We start from the raw sequence: 17,109 nt of genomic DNA, 5'->3' as shown, positions 1-17,109 counted from the left end.
GAGTGGTGAACGGGGTGGGTCAGGGGTGCCAGGTGGTCAGACGCCCGCACATGCCGTACCCCAGGCCCGGGTCGGGCGGCGTCGAGGAGACGCGGGCACGGCCCAGGTGCGGGGCCATCCCGGCGGCCAGGTCGACCAGCGCCTGGTCGGTGGTCCGGGCCGCGGCGGCGACCGTCGTCTCCCAGGTGGCGCGCCATCCGGGGACGCGGTCGCGGACGAGCCGCGCGGCGGCGTCGTACAGCTCCTGCATCGGGCCGGCGGGGCCCTCGGCGAGGACCCGGTCGCGCAGCGCGCCGAAACCCTCGACCGCCAGGTCGCGGCGGGCCCGCGCGGCCGCGGCGAGCGCGGCGTCGTCGGCCCCGGGCCGCACGACCGGCAGCGCCGCGGCGTCCCGGTACCGCCCGACGTCGGCCAGCACCTGGGGCGGGAACGTCATGATCGCGTCCCCGGCCTCGGGCAGGCCGGCGTTGGACATGATGACGAGGATCTCCAGGTCGCCGTCGTTGACCAGCCGGTGCACGACGCCGGGCTGGAACCACAGCACGGTCCCCTCCTCCAGCGGGTGCTCGGCATAGCCGTCGGGGCCGAGGGTCTGGACCGCTCCCGTCCCGCCGAGCACGACGTAGCCCTCGTCGGAGGCGGTGTGCAGGTGCGGGGTCCCCCCGCCGACCGCACCCGCGCCATCCGTCGTCGGCCAGTCGTAGACGCGCAGGCGGGAGATGCTCGTGCCACCCGGGAACGGGTGCGCTGGGGCGGCGGTCGGCGTGGTCGGCGGTGGGAGCTGCGGGGAGGGGTCCGTCATCAGGCCGGAGCGACCTCGGGGCGGTGCGCGAGCACGCCGCGACCCACCTCGGCCAGGTCCGCGCCGCGCGCGGGGTCGGCGCCGCCGTCCGCCACCACGACCGCGTAGCGGAAGGTCAGGGAGTCCTGGGGGGCGAAGGGGATCTCCTCGCTGTAGAACGGCGCCGCGCACACGCAGGCGAACCATTCGTTGCGGGCGAACCACTCGGGGTCCTGGCCCGGGGAGGCCGGACCGCGGGGGTTGGACGCGTCGTCGACCATGACGAGGGTGGACTGGCGGGCGCTCTCGTCGTGGGTGCCGGTGAAGCCCATCCACGGTGCGCGCTGACCGCGGATCTCCTCACCGCCCGCGAAGTCGGGGGCGAGGATGGTGCCGCCGGTGAAGGACCGCGGTCCACGCCAGAACAGTCCGCCGTAGCCGGCGTTGTCGCGGCCGTTGGTCGTGGGGCTGCCGATGGGCAGGTCGCCGCCGGAGACGTTGGTCAGGGTGGAGGAGAAGGTGAGGACCCAGGCGGCGGGGCCGGCGGGGTCGGCGGTGGTGGTCTCGCTCGGCTCGGCGAGGGTCACGGAGAAGGACCGCACCTCGGTGACCACGCGCTCGCCGGCCTGGGTGAACCAGGCCAGGGACTGCGTGACGCTCACGCCGTCGTCGTCGGCCTGCTGCGAGGTGAAGCCCTCGTGGACCATCGAGCCGTCGTTGTCGAGCTGGACGTATCCCTCGTCCTTGACGAAGGTTGGGCCGCCCCAGAAGTTGTGCGGGCCGACGTTGGGCAGCGACCACGCGATGCCCTTGTGCCACACGTGGTCGTGCGGCCGGAACAGGCTGACCACGTCTCCCCCGACGGTGCGGATCGGGTGGAAGTACGGTCGCGGCGACTCGAGCTGGACGTCGGTGGGCTGGTAGACGTACCGGACCAGCTCGGTGGTGGCGCTCGCGCCGGGCGCGGGGGCGAGGTGGACCGTGAGGGCCGTGCCGTCGTCGGACAGGGTGAGGCGGGTCATCGGATCTCCTCGGGAGCAGTGGTCGTGGGGGTGGTCGTGGGAGTGGTGCTAGGGGCGCTCGTGGTTGCGGGCGTCGTCGCCCACGGGGCGCCGGTCCCGTTCATCGCGGCACCGAAGGGGTGGGCGGCGTCGATCTCGCCGCGGCGGACCGGGTGCCCGGTGAAGGCCGAGGCGTAGAGCGCGGCGACGAACTCGATGGTGCCGCGGGCATCCGTGGCGCTCACCGGCAGGGGCTGCCCGGCGTCGAGCGCGTCGAGGATCGCGACCACCTGGGAGGAGTGGCTCGACGTCGCGGCGTCGGGGTCAGCGACCCACAGCTCCTTGAGCTCTTCGTGGCCGGGGGCCGGGGTGAAGGTCCAGTCCGCGTCGGTGTAGCCGTAGAGGTGCTCGAGCTCGATCGTGGCGCGGGTGGTGTCGAAGCGCAGCGAGGAGGTCTGGCGGGGGGAGACGACCGAGTTGACGATGGTCGCCAGCGCGCCGCTCTCGAAGCGCACGATCGCCATCGACACGTCCTCGGTGTCGGTGTCTCGGGCCTGCCGGCCAGCCATCGCGGTGACCTCGGCCCAGGGGCCGAGCACCGCGAGCAGCAGGTCGAACTGGTGGATCCCGTGACCCATCGTCGGGCCGCCACCCTCGGTGTCCCACCGCCCGCGCCACGGCGCGGCGAAGTACTCCGCGTCGCGGTACCAGAGGGTGTTGCACAGCGCGACGAGCGGTCGACCGAGGGGCGACGGCGCGCCCTCCATCAGGGCCAGCAGCCGCTGCGCACCGGCGCCGAACCGGTGCTGGAACACGACGCCCACGTGCGCGCCGGTCGTCTGCTCGAGCGCGATGAGCTCGTCGAGCTCGGCCAGGGAGAGCGTCGGCGGCTTCTCCAGGAGCACGTCGACGCCGGCGGAGAGCACCTGCACGGCGAGGGCGAAGTGGGACTGCGGCGGCGTGCAGATGTGCACGAGGTCGAGGGGCTCCCCCGCCTCACGGGTCCTGGCGAGCACGTCCGCGAGGTCGGTCGAGGCGACGACGGGCTCGGCGCCGTCGGTGGTGAAGCGCTCGGCGAAGGCCGTCGCCCGGGCCTGGTCGACGTCGATCGCGTGGGTCAGGCGCACCCGGCCGGCGGCGTCGGTGAGGGCTTGGGCGTGCGCGTGCGCGATCCCGCCGGTGCCCACGATCGCAGCCCGGTAGAGGCGGGTCATGAGGTGACCAGCTCGGGTGAGCCGGCGGCGTCGGGCACGGTGCGCGGGGGCGGGACCGGCCGCGGGACGGTGATGTCGATGCCGAGCGCGAGCTCGTCGACGACCACCGGCAGTCCGCTGACCAGCGAGGTGTTGCCGGAGATGCCGACAGCGACGGCGCGCACGCCGTCGACGTAGCCGGCCGGACGACCCAGCGGGTCCGCACGAGGCCCGTCGACGGGAGACCGGAACACGTCCTGCAGGAGGATCGCGTCGCCGCCGCCGTGCCCGCCGATCCCGGCCGGGATGGCCACCCGACGTGCCCGCTCCCAGTGCTTCTGGACGGTGAGGGTGTCGCCGAAGGGGCGCACGTCGTCGCCCTCCCACGCGCCGGGGGTGGCCGAGGGGTCGAGGATCGAGCGGCCCCGCTCGTCGAACTCGATCGAGCCGCGCTCGACGACCTCGAGCTCGGCGCGACCCTTCGTCCCGTTGACCGTGACGCGGTAGCCCTCCCAGGGGCCGTGGGCGTTGAGGGAGTAGGTGAGCGTCGCGCCGCGGCGGTAGTCGACGAGGAGCGCGAGGTTGTCCTCGATGGTGATGCCGGGGCTGAAGACGTCCTGGTCACGGATGTAGCCGTCGTGGTGCTCGGCGTCGAGGTAGAGCTCGGCGAGGCGCTCGTCGGCGCGCAGGTCGAGGGACCATCGGTCCCCGGTGCGCCCCTCCCAGCCGCGTGTGCCGTCCGCGCTGCCGGTCCCGCGCGCGGGGCGCGGCGGCAGACCGGCGGCGGCGTCGGCGTCGGCCATCTCGCGCGCGACGACGGAGGTGTCGCCGTAGAACTTCAGCCCGCCGCGGGCGTACACCCGCTCCGGGGCGTCGCTGATCCACCAGTTGACGAGGTCGAAGTGGTGGCTGGACTTGTGGATGAGCAGCCCGCCGGAGTTCGCCTTCTCCCGGTGCCAGCGGCGGAAGTAGTCCGCGCCGTGCACGGTGTCCAGGACCCACTCGAAGTGCACCGAGGTGACCTCGCCGATCTCACCGGAGTCGATGACGCGCTTGAGCTCGCTGTTGCGCGGGGCGTAGCGGTAGTTGAACGTCATGACGACGGTGCGCCCGGTCTCCTCGACCGCCGTGGTGATGATGCGGCAGCCCTCGGCGGAGATGGTGAGCGGCTTCTCCACGACGACGTCGGCCCCCGCGCGCAGGGCACGGTCCACGAGCTGGGCGTGGGTGTGGTCGGGGGTGGTGATGATGACCGTGTCGACGCGCTGCTCGCGGATCATCTGCTCGAGGGCGTCGGGGGTGTAGCCCGGGACGGTCACCCCTGCCGATTCGGCAATCGCGGTGTAGGCCGCGAGACGGGTCGGGTTCGGCTCGCAGTAGGCGACGAGCTCGGCGACGTCGGCGTGCTCGCCGAGGATCGCGGTCACATACATCGAGCTGCGGTGGCCGAGGCCGGTGACGGCGTAGCGGCGACGGACGGGGGTGGTGTTCTCGGAGGTCACGGACTCTCACTGCTCCAGGCGCGTTTCGACGGTGAATTGCGGTATTGGTGCTGCGGCGTCAACGACGACGCCGCTCTTGAATCGTTATAACCATAGCCTGCCGAGGGGGGTTCGGGTAGCGCTTTCCCGAACCGCCCGCCAGCACCGCCGAACTCGTGAGCGGCCCGCCGAACTCGTGAGCCAGGCCTGCTTCTCGCCGGATTCGGCGCCTCGCTCACGAGGTCGACGGCTGGCCCACGAGCTCGGCTAGCCGTTGGGATCACGCTCGGAAGAAAGTTCGCTCAGATCGTTTCGATTCTGGGCGAGATCGGGTACGGTTCTTGGCAAGCCACTCCACCACGTGGATTTCTCGCTACGGAGGCATTACAACGATGGAATACACCGCAGAGACCGACGCCAAAGACGGCGCCGCTCAGACCACCCCGGTCACCGCGACGATCACGCTGCACCCCGACTACCAGGTCGGCGCGATCGACCGCCGCCTCTTCGGCTCCTTCGTGGAGCACCTGGGCCGCGCCGTCTACACCGGCATCTACGAGCCCGGCCACGCCACGGCCGACGAGCACGGCTTCCGCCGCGACGTCGCCGACCTGACCAAGGAGCTCGGCGTCTCGATGGTCCGCTACCCCGGCGGCAACTTCGTCTCCAACTACGTCTGGGAAGAGGCGGTCGGCCCGGTCGAGAACCGCAAGCCCTTCATCGACCTCGCCTGGCGCACGGTCGAGCCGAACATCGTCGGCACGGACGAGTTCCTGCAGTGGGCCGAGCGCGAGGGCATCGAGCCGATGATGGCCGTCAACCTCGGCACCCGCGGGGTCTCGGCCGCCGTCGGGCTGCTCGAGTACTGCAACGGCGTCGCCGGCAGCAAGTGGGCCGACATGCGCATCGCCAACGGCCGCGCCGAGCCGTACAACGTCAAGCTCTGGTGCCTGGGCAACGAGATGGACGGCCCGTGGCAGATCGGCCACAAGGACGCCCACGAGTACGGCAAGCTCGCCGCCGAGACCGGCAAGGCCATGCGGCTCACCGACCCGAGCATCGAGCTCGTGGCCTGCGGCTCGTCCTCGATGTACATGGACACCTTCGGGGAGTGGGAGCGCACGGTGCTCTCCTACACCTACGACATCGTCGACCACATCTCCATGCACGCCTACTACGAGGAGAAGGACGGCGACCGCACCAGCTTCCTCGGCTCGGCGACCGCGATGGACCGCTTCATCGAGCGGGTCGTGGCCTCGGCCGACTCGATCGCCGCCCAGAAGCGCTCGGACAAGAAGATCACCATCTCCTTCGACGAGTGGAACGTCTGGTACCTGGAGTCCCGCTTCCCGGGCGAGAAGAACCTCCCTCTGCAGCGTGACGCCCCGCGGATCATCGAGGACGTCTACTCCGCGCTCGACGCCGTCGTCGTCGGCGACCTCATGATCACCCTCCTCAACCACGCTGACCGCGTCCCGGTCGCCGCGCTCGCCCAGCTGGTCAACGTCATCGCCCCGATCATGACCGAGCCCGGCGGCGACGCCTGGCGCCAGACGACGTTCCACCCCTTCGCCAACACCGCCCGCCTGGCCCAGGGATCCGTCCTGGACCTGCGCGTCAACGTGCCCCAGGTGACAACCAAGGCGCACGGCGACGTGCCCCTGGTCACTGCGGCGGCGACCTGGGACGAGTCCGGTGACGCGGGCGCGGTCGGCGCACTGTCCCTGTTCCTCGTCAACCGCTCGACCGAGCCGGCGTCGGTCACCATCAGCTACTCGGGCCTCGACGTGGCCCTCGACGGCGGCCTCGAGCTGCTCGCCGACCACGTCGGCATGCGCGAGGGCAAGGAAGCGGCCGAGCTCGTCTCGACCGCCGTCCGCACCGCCCCCGCCTCGGAGAACGGGACCGTCACCCTGACCCTGGCACCCGAGTCCTGGTCCGCCTGGCACGGAACCGCCAAGCGCGCCTGACCCCCCGGTAGTCGCACCCGGAGGTGCCGAGCCCTTGCTCGGCACCTCCCGGGATGCGAGCCCCGTCAGCCCACCGCCCCGTCAGGCCGCCAGCCCGCCCGGCCGCCCTGTCACTCGGTACGTGCATTCGTCTTCGGTGCGCGTATTCGAACACGCGCAACGAAGACGAGTAGGCGCACCGTCCGCAGCCTGCGGGCCGCTGAACTGCGGCGAGCCGCCCACGTCCAGGAACGGTGGACGGCAATCCCCGTCGGGCAGGGGTCAGCGTCGGGCCGACGGAAGGAGGAGGTGCCGGATCGGCTTGCAGTTCGCCGCGACCTCAGGCGGGAGGAGCGCCAGGATTCGACGGATGAGCCGTTCCGGATCGCGGAAGTCATACTTCGTCACCCGGAGGATTCGGTAGCCGGCCTCCACAATCGCATCCTGGCGTCGCTTCTCCCGGATCAGAGCGTCCGACGGCGCACCGTCAGGATGGTCCTGGTACTTGTCCGTGCCGTCGTACTCGAGGAGCACTCGCCACTTGGCCCACCCCAGGTCAGCCCAGAAGTCACCCAGGTGGGTGGAGACGCGCACCTGGCTCTCGGGACGCGGCAAGCCATATGCCCACACGAGGTAGCGCAGGTGCGACTCCCCCGGCGACTCCGCACCGGCGTCTCCGGCGTCCAGCACCAGCCTTGCCAGCCGCGCACCGTTGCACGGCCCTCTCTCGTCGAGCGCGTTGGCGACGTCCGTTCGGCCCACGCCCATCGACAAGAAGGAGTCCGCCACGACCAAGCCCGGGAGGGCGGGCATCGTCGTCAAGCAGTCGACCAGGGTCCGGACCGGCGAGGTGACCTGGATCCCGGAGCTCATCAGGATCTCATCTGGTCGGAGCGCCCCCTTGTGCCGGACGATGTCCGGGGCTCGCGTGCTCGAGGCAGAGACTTGTTGGGTGAGGTGAACCCGCGACGGACAGCGCCACAGGAATCCCCCCAGTACGAGTGCGGCGGAATCGTGGCTGATGGTCCCCTTGCCGTTCCCCTGCGCGGACACCGCCGCAACTCGTGCGAGGTGCATCCGCCGCTCATCCTGAGGACTGCGCGACCCCGCTGGCGGTGCCGCCTCGACCGGGAGATAGGCGCCGCGCCGTACTCGAACCCACTCCCCGGACCGCACAGCCCTCGCGACGACCGGTATCGGCAGATCACGAGCCACAAGAATCGATGACGGATGCGGCATCGTGACCGGCCGTCGATTCCGGCCCGGCACGCGCGTCCAGTTTTCCTCCCGTGCGCCGTCGACGGACAACCTGCTAGGTCGGGCAGTCCCTGGGTCGGCAGTGTCGAGCGGTCGATGCCGCGACTGGTGTGTCGGGTCGGGCTGCACAGGGGCGCGAAGTGGTCCTTCCGGGGCAGACGACAGCGGGGGGTGCGGGCGCGACGCGCAGGTAGGCATGGCGGCGGTGTCGCCCTCAGGTCCAGGTTCCATGCTCCATCTCACAGGCTCAGATGCGACGCGCGTCCACCCACCCGCAGCCCCTGTGGACAAAGGTCGTGTCCGCTCTCCCACCGTCCACAGATTCCTAGTGCACGGGCCGCACCCGATCGCCCGATCGGACCTGGCGTCGGTGCCACACCGCCCGCCCAGCCCGCCTACCCGATCCCCTGCCACCCCACCCCGAGATCCGCCCAATTCACAGCTACGCGTGGCTACGGTGCGTGCATTCGTCGCGGGTGCGCGTGTTCAAACACGCGCACCCGCGACGAATGCACGCACCGTATGAACGGAGGGACGGGAGGGGACAGAGCAGGGGTCCCGCTGAGCTGGCGGGCTCAGCGGGACCCCCTGACACAGGTGCGAGGCACCCGGCGACCGGCAACGACCTACCGCGCAGGCCGCGCCGTCCGGAACTCCACGCCCACCACCGCGAAGGCGACGAGCCCGCCGACGATGATGACCAGCGGCTTGAGCATCCACACGAGCACGACGCACATGACGACTGCGGCGAACAGCATGAGCGAGCCCGCAGGGTCCTCGCCGATCTCCCGCATGCCCCGGCGGACCAGCGGGAACCACCGGTCACCCGGCGTCCACGCGCTCGCCGCCCGCAGCAGCGCGACGCTCAGCGCGACGCCGAGGCCCGCGCTGACCACGCCCACGACCGGGCCGCCGGGAAGGGACCCGGTGCTCACAGCCCACAGGTTGAGCGCGACGAGGAAGAAGGCCAGCAGCGACCCGACGGCCACGAGCCACACGCCCGAGCAGGCGGACCTGAAGTCCTCCCACAGCTCGGCCACGCCGTCACGCTCCCCGCGCAGGTGCCTGCGCAGGTGCCCGACGCCGGCCGTGACCGCCGGCAGAGCCGTCACCACGGCGAGGCTCAGCACAGTGACATACACGCCGGTGAGCAGCACCTCGGCGAAGAGGGCGAACTTCCCGAAGCTGCCCGGGACCGAGTCCGCCGACCTGCGTCGGCGTGCTTCCTTGCGGGCGTCCTTGCTGGGTGCATCCATGGTGACGACTCTTGCCGACATCGCTCAGCCCTTCAAGCCCTGGGTGGAGACGCCGTCGACGATGAACCGCTGGAAGATGATGAAGAAGATCAGCACCGGCAGCAGCGCCAGGACGGCCATCGCCATCTGTGCTCCGTAGTCGGAGACCGAGGTCTGGTCGACGTAGAGGCGCAGGGCGATCGGCAGGGAGTACAGGTCAGGCTTCTTCAGGTAGAGGAGCGGACCGAAGAAGTCGTTCCAGCTCCAGATGAAGGCGAAGATCGAGGCCGTCATGATCGGCGGCTTCATGAGCGGCAGCATGATCGAGCGGAAGATCCGCACGTGCCCGGCCCCGTCGATGCGGGCCGCCTCGTCGAGCTCGCGCGGCAGGTTGCGCATGAACTGGACCATGAGGAAGACGAAGAACGCCTCCGCCGCGAGGAACTTGCCGATCAGCAGCGGCACGAAGGTGTTCACCAGTCCGAGCTGGTTGAAGATGATGTACTGCGGAATGATCACCACGTGGAACGGCAGCAGCAGCGTCGCGATCATCAGCGTGAAGAAGACGGCGCGGCCCGGGAAGTCGATCCGGGCGAAGGCGTAGGACGTGATGGTCGAGGACAACGTGATGCCGATGACCGACATCACCGCCAGGAACAGCGAGTTGCCGAAGAACGTCCAGAAGGACACTCCGCCGATCCCGCTGAGCGCCTTGGCGAAGTTGTCGAGGGAGGCGTCGGTCGGGATGATGCTGATGTTGCCGATGATGTCGCTCGTCGGCTTGAGCGAGGACATGAACATCCACACGGCCGGATAGAGGATCACCACGGTCACCGCGAGCACGAACACGTGGAAGAGCACCGACTTCACGGTGCTCTTGCGCTTGTGCGCCTTGCGCAGCAGGGCGCTCGCGTCGAGGTCGTCGGGCGAGGACGAGCCCGCGGAGTTGATCTTGGTCAGGTGTGGCGCGGTGGCGGTCATTTCGTCTCCCCCGAGTAGTGGACCCAGCTCTTCGACGTCTTGAAGAAGACGAAGGTGATGAGGCCGACGACGAGCACGAGCACCCAGGCCATCGCCGAGGCGTAGCCCATCCGGAAGTCGGTGAAGCCGCGCAGGTAGAGGTACAGGGTGTAGAACATCGTCGATCCGGCAGGACCACCGGTGCCGCCGGAGATGATGAACGCGGACCCGAAGATCTGGAACGAGTGGATCGTCTCGAGCAGCAGGTTGAAGAAGAGGACCGGGGAGAGCATCGGCAGCGTGATCTTGAGGAACTTCCGCACGGAGCCGGCTCCGTCCATCTCGGCCGCCTCGTAGAGCTCGGTCGGGATCTGCTTGAGCCCGGCGAGGAAGATGACCATCGGCGCACCGAACTGCCAGACGGTCAGCAGGATCATCATCGGCATGGTCATGCTCGGGTCACCGACCCAGCCGCCGGCGTCGCGCCCGAAGAACTGGCCGATCTGGTCGACGATGCCGTCGTCGATGAACATCGCCTTCCACACGATCGCGATCGACACGCTCGCTCCGATGAGGGAGGGGGCGTAGAAGATGGACCGGTAGGCGCCCTGGCCGCGGCGCTTGTTGTTCAGCAGCATCGCCACCGCGAGGGCGGACGCGAGCTTGATCGGGGTTCCGACCAGCACGTAGATGCCGGTGACCTTGACCGACTGGATGTAGCGCGGGTCGTTGAAGAGCTGGGTGAAGTTGTCGAGACCGACCCACTGGGGGGCGGAGAACATGTTGTAGTCCGTGAATGCCAGGTAGAGAGACGCCAGCATCGGTCCCGCGGTGAGCAGGAAGAAACCGAGTAACCAGGGGGCAAGGAACGCGTAACCAGCGCGGGCCTCGGCTGCCCTCCGAGAGCGTCGCGCAGGCGAGCTCTTCGGGGAGGTGACAGCGCGAGTTCCGGTCGCCTCGTCGGTGAGGGACACGATGGGAATCCGATCAGTCGTTTGTTGTCAGTGCAGCTGCGTGCGGTGGGCCGCACCGGCGTCGAGCACGATGCCCGACGCCGGTGCGAGCCTTGGCACCCAGCGACCGGAGGTCGCTGGTCACCGGTCACGCGAGAGCGTTCGGAGGCGGTGAGGCCTCAGATCACTTGTTGACAGTCATCGCCGCTTCGGCGAACCACTGCTCGACGAACTGGTCGACAGTGATCGTGCGGTAGGCGAACTCTTCGCCCAGGCGCTTGAACTCAGCCTCGATGGAGCCGAAGCCCATGACCGGGAGCGGAGCGGAGGCCGTGACGTCACCGGCGACGGACTCCTCGTAGGCCATGACGCGCTCGTCGATGGAGCCGGCCTCGACGTTCATCGCGTCGCGCTGAGCTGCGACGGCGGGAACACCCTTGGACGTTCCGAAGATCGTGCCGACCTCAGGGTCGTTGATGAGGAAGTTGATCAGCGTGGCGGCTGCAGCCGGCTCTTCGGAGTTCGCAGAGGCGGAGAGCAGCATCGACGGCTTGAAGAACATGTGCTTCTTGCCGTCGTCGCCCGAGGGGATCGGGAGCATGCCGATGTTGTCGGTGCCCGAGTCGGCCGAGTAGCCGGCGAGGAAGTTGTCCCAGCTGAACTCGGAGGCGACCTCGTTGACCGTGAACCCGCCGAGCGGCTCGAGCTGCTTGCCACGAGCGATCGGGTAGGTCGAGTCGACCGGTGCGCGGATGGCCTCGGCCGAGTTCAGCCACTCGGTCATGTGCTCGGGGGTGAAGTTGAGCTCACCCTCTTCGGTGAACGGCTCGATGCCCTGCTGGATGAGCCACTGGATGAAGAACCAGAAGGTCAGCGTGTAGTCGCCGCTGCCGTAGAGGACCGGGTCGGACGCTGCACCTGCGGCGGAGACCTCGTTGACGAAGGTGTTGTACTCCTCCCACGTGTAGTCGGCCGCAGGCACCTCGATGCCGAGCTGCTCGAGGAGGTTCGGGTTGTAGAACATCGCGAGCGTGTTGGTCGACGTCGGGATGCCGAACTGCGAGCCGTCGAGCTGGCCGGAGCCGAGCAGCGCATCGTCCAGGCCGGACACGTCGAGGGCCTTGCCGTCGCCGACCTGGCCGTCGAGGTTGAGCAGCTGGTTGGTCGAGCCGTACTGGCGCAGGTAGGACAGGTCCATCTGGAAGACGTCGGGGAGCGAGCTGCCCGCGGCCTCGGTGCTGCGTGCAGTCCAGTAGTCCGGGAAGGCCTGGAAGCTGGTCTGCACCTTGATGTTCGGGTACTTCGCCTCGAAGAGGTCGATGGACTCCTCGTACTTGGCTGCGCGGTCGTCGTTGCCCCACCACGCGAAGGTGATGGTGACTTCCTTGGCCTCGTCGAGGGTGGCCGAGGGCGCGGGGGCTGCTGCTCCCCCACCGCCACCGGAACATGCGGAAAGTGCCAGTGCCGCGAACGCTGCGGCGGCGATACCCTTGAGGGTTGATCGCTTGATCGACATCTGAGCCTCCTTGCTCATCGTGAATGAAAGCGCATTCCCGACGTTAGCCGCGCCGCCCTGCGCGCTCAACGATGGAAGTGAATCGTTACAATACCGTTGTTGGACGAGAAGTCCAGCCCCCGAACGCCCCCGAACGCCGCCGTTCGCCGCCGATTCCCGCCAAAACTGCGGATTCTCGCGGTTCTTGACAGTCAGATCTCGTGCCAACCTGTTTCGCCAACCCGGACAATTTGACTCCGGGTCGTTGAATCCATTCACAGTCCACCCAGTCTGAGGCCTCCCGCCATGCCCCACTCGCTCGGCCAACCACCCGTCCGCTCGATCCTGCGCAACCACAACTACCGGCTCTTCCTCCTCGCGCAGTTCTTCGGCGGGACGGGCACGTGGATGCTCCGCCTGTCCCAGGACTGGCTCGTCCTCAAGCTCACAGGCAGCCCCGCCGCCGTCGGGATCGTCGTCGCGCTCCAGTTCGTCCCGCTGCTCACCTTCGGCCCGCTCGGCGGTGTGATCGCGGACCGCCACAACAAGCGCCACCTCGTGATGGCAGCCCAGGCCACCGGCGCGATCCTCGCCGCCACCCTCGCCGGGCTGACCATCGGCGGCCTGGTGACGGTCCCGCTGCTCTACGTCTTCGCGCTGCTCTCCGGATGCGTCGCGGTCTTCGACCAGCCCGCCCGTCAGGTCCTGGTCAACGAGCTCGTCGGGGACGGTCAGCTGCGCTCGGCGATCAGTACCAACAACGCGCTCAACCAGCTCAGCGGCCTCGTCGGACCGGCCCTGGCCGGAGTCCTCATCCACCAGCTCGGCCAAGGGTGGGCGTTCGCGACCAACGCGGCGCTGTGCCTCGTCGTGGTCGCGCTCGTGGCGGCCATGCGGGTGGACCAGCTCCACCGGGTGCCGACGGTCGCACGGTCCCGCGGGCAGCTCAAGGAGGGTTTCCGCTACATCCTGGACCGGCCACGTCTCCTGTGGGTGGTCATCCTGGCGGGCTTCATGGGCGCCTTCGGCATGAACGGACCGGTCGTCCTGGCGGCCTTCGCCGACTTCGAGTGGGAGACCGGGTCCGGCGGCTTCGGGTTGTACAACTCGGTCGGCGCCATCGGCGGGTTGATCGGGGCGATCACCGCCGCGCGGATGGCCAGTCTCCGGGTGCGCACGATCGTGGTGGGTGCGGGCGTCTTCTCCGGCGTCGAGATCATGGCGGCCCTGTCACCGACCCACGGGGTCTTCCTCGTCATGCTGGCGGCCGTCGGCGCCGCAACGATGTTCTTCCTGACCAGCGCGGGGACCTACGTCCAGCTCACCGCGTCGCCCCGGGTGCGCGGGCGGGTCATGGCCGTCTACCTGCCGCTCCTGCTCGGCGGGCACGCAGCCGGCGGCCTGCTCCAGGGGTGGTTCACCGAGCACCTCGGCGTGCGCGGCGGCCTCGTGCTGACTGGTGGGCTCGGGCTGCTGGCCACCCTCGGCGTCGGGCTCGCGCTCGCGCGGCTGCGGCGACGAGGCGCCGGCACCACCGACGGCACCGCCGCTGTCGCCGTCGACACCGACCCCAGCACCCCCGACACCACCAGCACCCACCCCGCCTAGACGGCTCCGCTCATCTCCGCTCACCCCCGCACCCGCTCCTGGTCCCGGCGCCGTCTCCTTGCTACGGTCGGTCATGACCTCGGACCCGACCCGCACGCCGGTGATCGACGCCCACATGCACGTGTGGGACCCCTCCCGCTCGCGGTATGCGTGGCTCACCCCGGCCAGCGATCCGTCGCTGGCTGTCCTGGATCACGTCTTCGACCTCGCCGAGGTCAGCCATTCGCTCACCGAGCACGGCATCGATGCCGTCGTGCTCATCCAGTCGGCCGACACGGTCGAGGACACCCTCATCATGTTCGACCAGGCGGCACTGTCCGGTGGACGGGTCGCGGGGGTCGTGGCCTGGGTCCCCCTCGACCGGCCCGACGCCGCAGCCGACCTCCTCGACGCCTGGTCCGCCCAGCCGGTGGTCGGCGTCCGGCACCTCATCCACCGCGAGCCTGACGAGCGCTGGCTGCTTCGCCCCGATGTCGACGAGGGCCTCGCGCTGCTCAGCGAGCGAGGTCTCGCCTTCGACGTGTGCGCGGAGTCCGTGGCGCTGCTCTCGCTCGTGCCCGCCATCGCCGAGCGGCACCCGGCTCTGCGGATGGTCATCGACCACCTCGCGAAGCCGCCGGTCGCCCCGCGGTGGCAGGACCGGCCCGGCGCGGGACAGGTCGGCAGCAGCCAGGCGTGGCGGCCGTGGGCGCAGGCCCTGGCGGCCGCGGCCGAGGCGCCGTCGGTCTACGTCAAGCTCTCCGGGCTCACCACCGCGGCCCCTCAGGGCGCTTCTGCGGAGGCGCTCCAGCCCTACGTCGACCTGGCGCTCGAGGCGTTCGGGGCCGAACGCACGCTCATCGGGTCGGACTGGCCCTTCGCTCGCCTGTCCGTCGAGTCGTTCGGGCAGGCGTGGTTCCAGACCGTGGAGACGGTGACCCACCTCGCCCCCGCCGATCGTGCACGCGTGCTCGGCGGGACCGCGCGGGCCGTCTATCGCCTGGGTGAGGTCACGCTCCCACCGCCTGAGCCGAGCAGGTGATCGTCCGGACGGGTGAACTGTCAGGGATGGGAAGAACTGGGGGGTGAACTGGCGGGTGAACCTTGACGATCCAGTGAGCCAGGGCCTCGCGCACCCGGCTGGGGCCCAGAGATCTGGTCCATACTCTCTGCTATGTCACGCACAGATGAGGTGGTCGACGGGATCAAGTCGATGCTCCTGGACGGCCGTCTCTCCCCTGGGGACCGGCTGCCCATCGAGAAGGACCTCGCGGTCGAGCTCGGCGTGTCCCGCGGGTCCCTGCGCGAGGGCCTGCGGGCGCTGTCGACGCTCGGCATCGTCGACAGCCGTCAGGGTGACGGCACCTACATCACCAGCCTCGACCCGGGGCGGCTGCTCGCCCCGCTCTCCTTCGTCGTCGACCTCCAGGGCGACGGCGACGCCTCGGACTTCCACGGTGTCCGCCGGGTCCTGGAGACCGAGGCCGCCGGCCTGGCCGCGCTGAGGATCGACGCCGACGGACTCGCCCGGGCGCGCCGTCCCCTCGACGAGGCGGCGAGGATCCTCGCCGCCGACGAGGTCGACCACGACCGCCTGCTCGAGACGGACATCGCCTTCCACCGCGAGATCGCGGCGAGCTCGGGGAACGCCGTCCTGAGCGCCCTCGTCGAGACCCTGGCCAGCCGCACGGTCCGGGCGCGGATGTGGCGCGCGCTCACCGAGGAGGGCGTCGAGCACCGCACCCATCGCGAGCACGAGGCGATCCTCGCGGCCCTGGTCGCCGGCGACCCCGACCGCGCCCGCCTCCGCATGGCCAACCACCTCCTCGAGATCGAAGACTTCGTCGGCTCCACCCCCGACCTCCCCCCCACCTGACCCGACCACCCGCCTCCCCCGTGAGTGCTGGGTTCTCCACGCGAAACGCCGGGGCAAAGTCATATGGTCAGAGCAACGCTCGTCTGAATGGAGCGTGTGATGGTCAAGTTGTTCCCTGCTGGGACTCGGACGAAGTTCGTGGATCTGGTGTGTTCGGGGGTGTCCGTTCAGGTCGCTGCTCAGCGTGTCGGGGCTCATCCGGCCAGTGGCTCGAGGTGGTGGGCTCAGTCTGGTGGCATGGAGATCTCGCGTGGTGCCACTGGTGGTTTGCCCGGTCCGGTTCCTCCTGCTGAGCCTGGGGGCCGGGAGGTGACGCTGGCCGAGCGCGGCATGATCCAGGCGGGCCTGCATGACGGCTGGAGCTACGCCAAGATCGCCCGGCTCGCGGGTCGCAACAAGTCGGTGATCTGGCGGGAGGTCAAGCGCAACACCAGCCCCGACGGCGTCTACTACGCCTCGGTCGCCCATCGCAAGGCCTTCCAGGAGCGCCGGCGCCCCAAGGCCCTCAAGCTCGTCGACAACGCGCCGTTGTGCGACTTGATCGCGGTCTGGATGGACGACGGGTGGAGCCCGAAGCTCATCTCGTCGATGCTGGAGTTCCACTTCGCCGGCGACGAGACTATGCAGGTGAGTCACGAGACGATCTACCAAGCCCTCTACGTCCAGACCCGCGGGAGTCTGCGGGCCGACCTGGCAAAGAACCTCTCGTTGAAGCGCCGCAGACGCGTCCCCAACATCGACACCCGGCCCAACAACAGCCCCTACAAGGACGCGTTGAAGATCAGCGACCGGCCCGCCGAGGTCCAGGACCGGGCGGTCCCGGGGCACTGGGAAGGGGACCTGATCATCGGGTGCGACGGGACCGCGATCGGGACCCTGGTGGAGCGGGCCACGCGGTTCACGATCCTGCTGCACCTGCCCGGTGACCACACCGCCGAGACGGTCGCGGCTGCGATGATCGAGGAGATGAAGGACCTCCCTGACCACCTGCGCCGCTCGATCACCTGGGACCGCGGAACCGAGCTGGCCCAGTACGCCCAGATCCAGACGGCCCTGGACCTGCAGCTGTACTTCTGCAACCCCCACTCGCCCTGGCAGCGGGGCACCAACGAGAACACCAACCGGCTCCTGCGGTTCTGGTTCGAGAAAGGCTCAGACCTGTCCGTTCACACCCCCGACGACCTCCGCCAGGTCGCCGCCAAGCTCAACCGCCGGCCCCGCCCCACCCTCAACCTCGACACCCCCGCCAACCGCCTCAACGACCTGCTGCTGGCGGCATAGCCCACCCCGTTGTCCTGACTACTTGACTTTGCCCCGGGGAATGCGCGTATTTTCCAGCAC

The 17,109-nt window shown here is 69.5% G+C and carries 14 protein-coding genes; 5 read left to right on the top strand and 9 right to left on the bottom strand.

Translation table 11 applies throughout. The annotated features are described in order from the left end of the window. Positions 1-19 precede the first annotated feature (19 nt). The 4 genes from ACWA15_RS02510 to ACWA15_RS02495 are packed head-to-tail and all read right to left on the bottom strand — an operon-like array spanning position 20 to position 4,477. Complete coding sequence (locus ACWA15_RS02510) at positions 20-802, bottom strand: cupin domain-containing protein (protein ID WP_464057889.1); 783 nt, start codon at positions 800-802, stop codon at positions 20-22. Next, positions 802-1,803 (bottom strand): DUF6807 domain-containing protein, encoded by a 1,002-nt coding sequence (locus tag ACWA15_RS02505; protein ID WP_464057888.1) that lies wholly within the window; start codon positions 1,801-1,803, stop codon positions 802-804. Before ACWA15_RS02505 ends, ACWA15_RS02510 begins: the two co-directional genes overlap by 1 nt. Then, positions 1,800-2,996 (bottom strand): Gfo/Idh/MocA family protein, encoded by a 1,197-nt coding sequence (locus ACWA15_RS02500; protein ID WP_464057887.1) that lies wholly within the window; start codon positions 2,994-2,996, stop codon positions 1,800-1,802. Before ACWA15_RS02500 ends, ACWA15_RS02505 begins: the two co-directional genes overlap by 4 nt. Beyond that, a complete protein-coding gene (locus tag ACWA15_RS02495) occupies positions 2,993-4,477 on the bottom strand; it encodes a Gfo/Idh/MocA family protein (RefSeq protein WP_464057886.1) in 1,485 nt (494 codons plus the stop codon). Before ACWA15_RS02495 ends, ACWA15_RS02500 begins: the two co-directional genes overlap by 4 nt. Positions 4,478-4,848: 371 nt before the next feature. On the opposite strand from ACWA15_RS02495, the gene arfA reads away from it, so the two are divergent. Beyond that, positions 4,849-6,426, top strand: a complete 1,578-nt coding sequence (arfA, locus tag ACWA15_RS02490) for an arabinosylfuranosidase ArfA (protein ID WP_464057885.1) — start codon at positions 4,849-4,851, stop codon at positions 6,424-6,426. A gap of 261 nt (positions 6,427-6,687) precedes the next feature. On the opposite strand, the gene ACWA15_RS02485 is transcribed toward arfA, so the two are convergent. From ACWA15_RS02485 to ACWA15_RS02465, 5 genes are all read right to left on the bottom strand, one after another. Continuing rightward, a complete protein-coding gene (locus ACWA15_RS02485; protein ID WP_464057884.1) occupies positions 6,688-7,278 on the bottom strand; it encodes a hypothetical protein in 591 nt (196 codons plus the stop codon). A 1,010-nt stretch (positions 7,279-8,288) separates the two neighbouring features. Further along, positions 8,289-8,918, bottom strand: a complete 630-nt coding sequence (locus ACWA15_RS02480; RefSeq protein WP_464057883.1) for a hypothetical protein — start codon at positions 8,916-8,918, stop codon at positions 8,289-8,291. A 24-nt stretch (positions 8,919-8,942) separates the two neighbouring features. After that, a complete protein-coding gene (locus tag ACWA15_RS02475) occupies positions 8,943-9,878 on the bottom strand; it encodes a carbohydrate ABC transporter permease (RefSeq protein WP_464057882.1) in 936 nt (311 codons plus the stop codon). After that, positions 9,875-10,831, bottom strand: coding sequence for a carbohydrate ABC transporter permease (locus tag ACWA15_RS02470; protein WP_464057881.1), 957 nt, complete (start codon positions 10,829-10,831; stop codon positions 9,875-9,877). Before ACWA15_RS02470 ends, ACWA15_RS02475 begins: the two co-directional genes overlap by 4 nt. Before the next feature lie 163 nt (positions 10,832-10,994). Next, positions 10,995-12,326 carry an ABC transporter substrate-binding protein gene (locus ACWA15_RS02465; RefSeq protein WP_464057880.1) on the bottom strand — a complete coding sequence of 444 codons (1,332 nt, stop codon included), beginning with the start codon at positions 12,324-12,326 and terminating at the stop codon, positions 10,995-10,997. A gap of 285 nt (positions 12,327-12,611) precedes the next feature. Here ACWA15_RS02465 and ACWA15_RS02460 point away from each other — a divergent pair, with 285 nt between their 5' ends. The 4 genes from ACWA15_RS02460 to ACWA15_RS02445 all read left to right on the top strand — a co-directional run bounded on the left by ACWA15_RS02460 (position 12,612) and on the right by ACWA15_RS02445 (position 17,049). After that, on the top strand, positions 12,612-13,913 hold the full coding sequence (locus ACWA15_RS02460; RefSeq protein WP_464057879.1) for an MFS transporter: 1,302 nt from the start codon (positions 12,612-12,614) through the stop codon (positions 13,911-13,913). A gap of 73 nt (positions 13,914-13,986) precedes the next feature. Next, positions 13,987-14,934 (top strand): amidohydrolase family protein, encoded by a 948-nt coding sequence (locus ACWA15_RS02455; protein WP_464057878.1) that lies wholly within the window; start codon positions 13,987-13,989, stop codon positions 14,932-14,934. A 132-nt stretch (positions 14,935-15,066) separates the two neighbouring features. Beyond that, the gene (locus ACWA15_RS02450) at positions 15,067-15,768 is read left to right on the top strand and encodes a FadR/GntR family transcriptional regulator (protein ID WP_464057877.1); all 702 of its coding nucleotides are present in this window, start codon (positions 15,067-15,069) and stop codon (positions 15,766-15,768) included. 99 nt (positions 15,769-15,867) lie between these two features. Continuing rightward, complete coding sequence (locus ACWA15_RS02445; protein WP_464056987.1) at positions 15,868-17,049, top strand: IS30 family transposase; 1,182 nt, start codon at positions 15,868-15,870, stop codon at positions 17,047-17,049. Positions 17,050-17,109: the final 60 nt, after the last annotated feature.

Source organism: Sanguibacter sp. TS_SC_8, from assembly GCF_055361235.1.
This window is presented reverse-complemented; position numbering and strand designations above follow the sequence as displayed.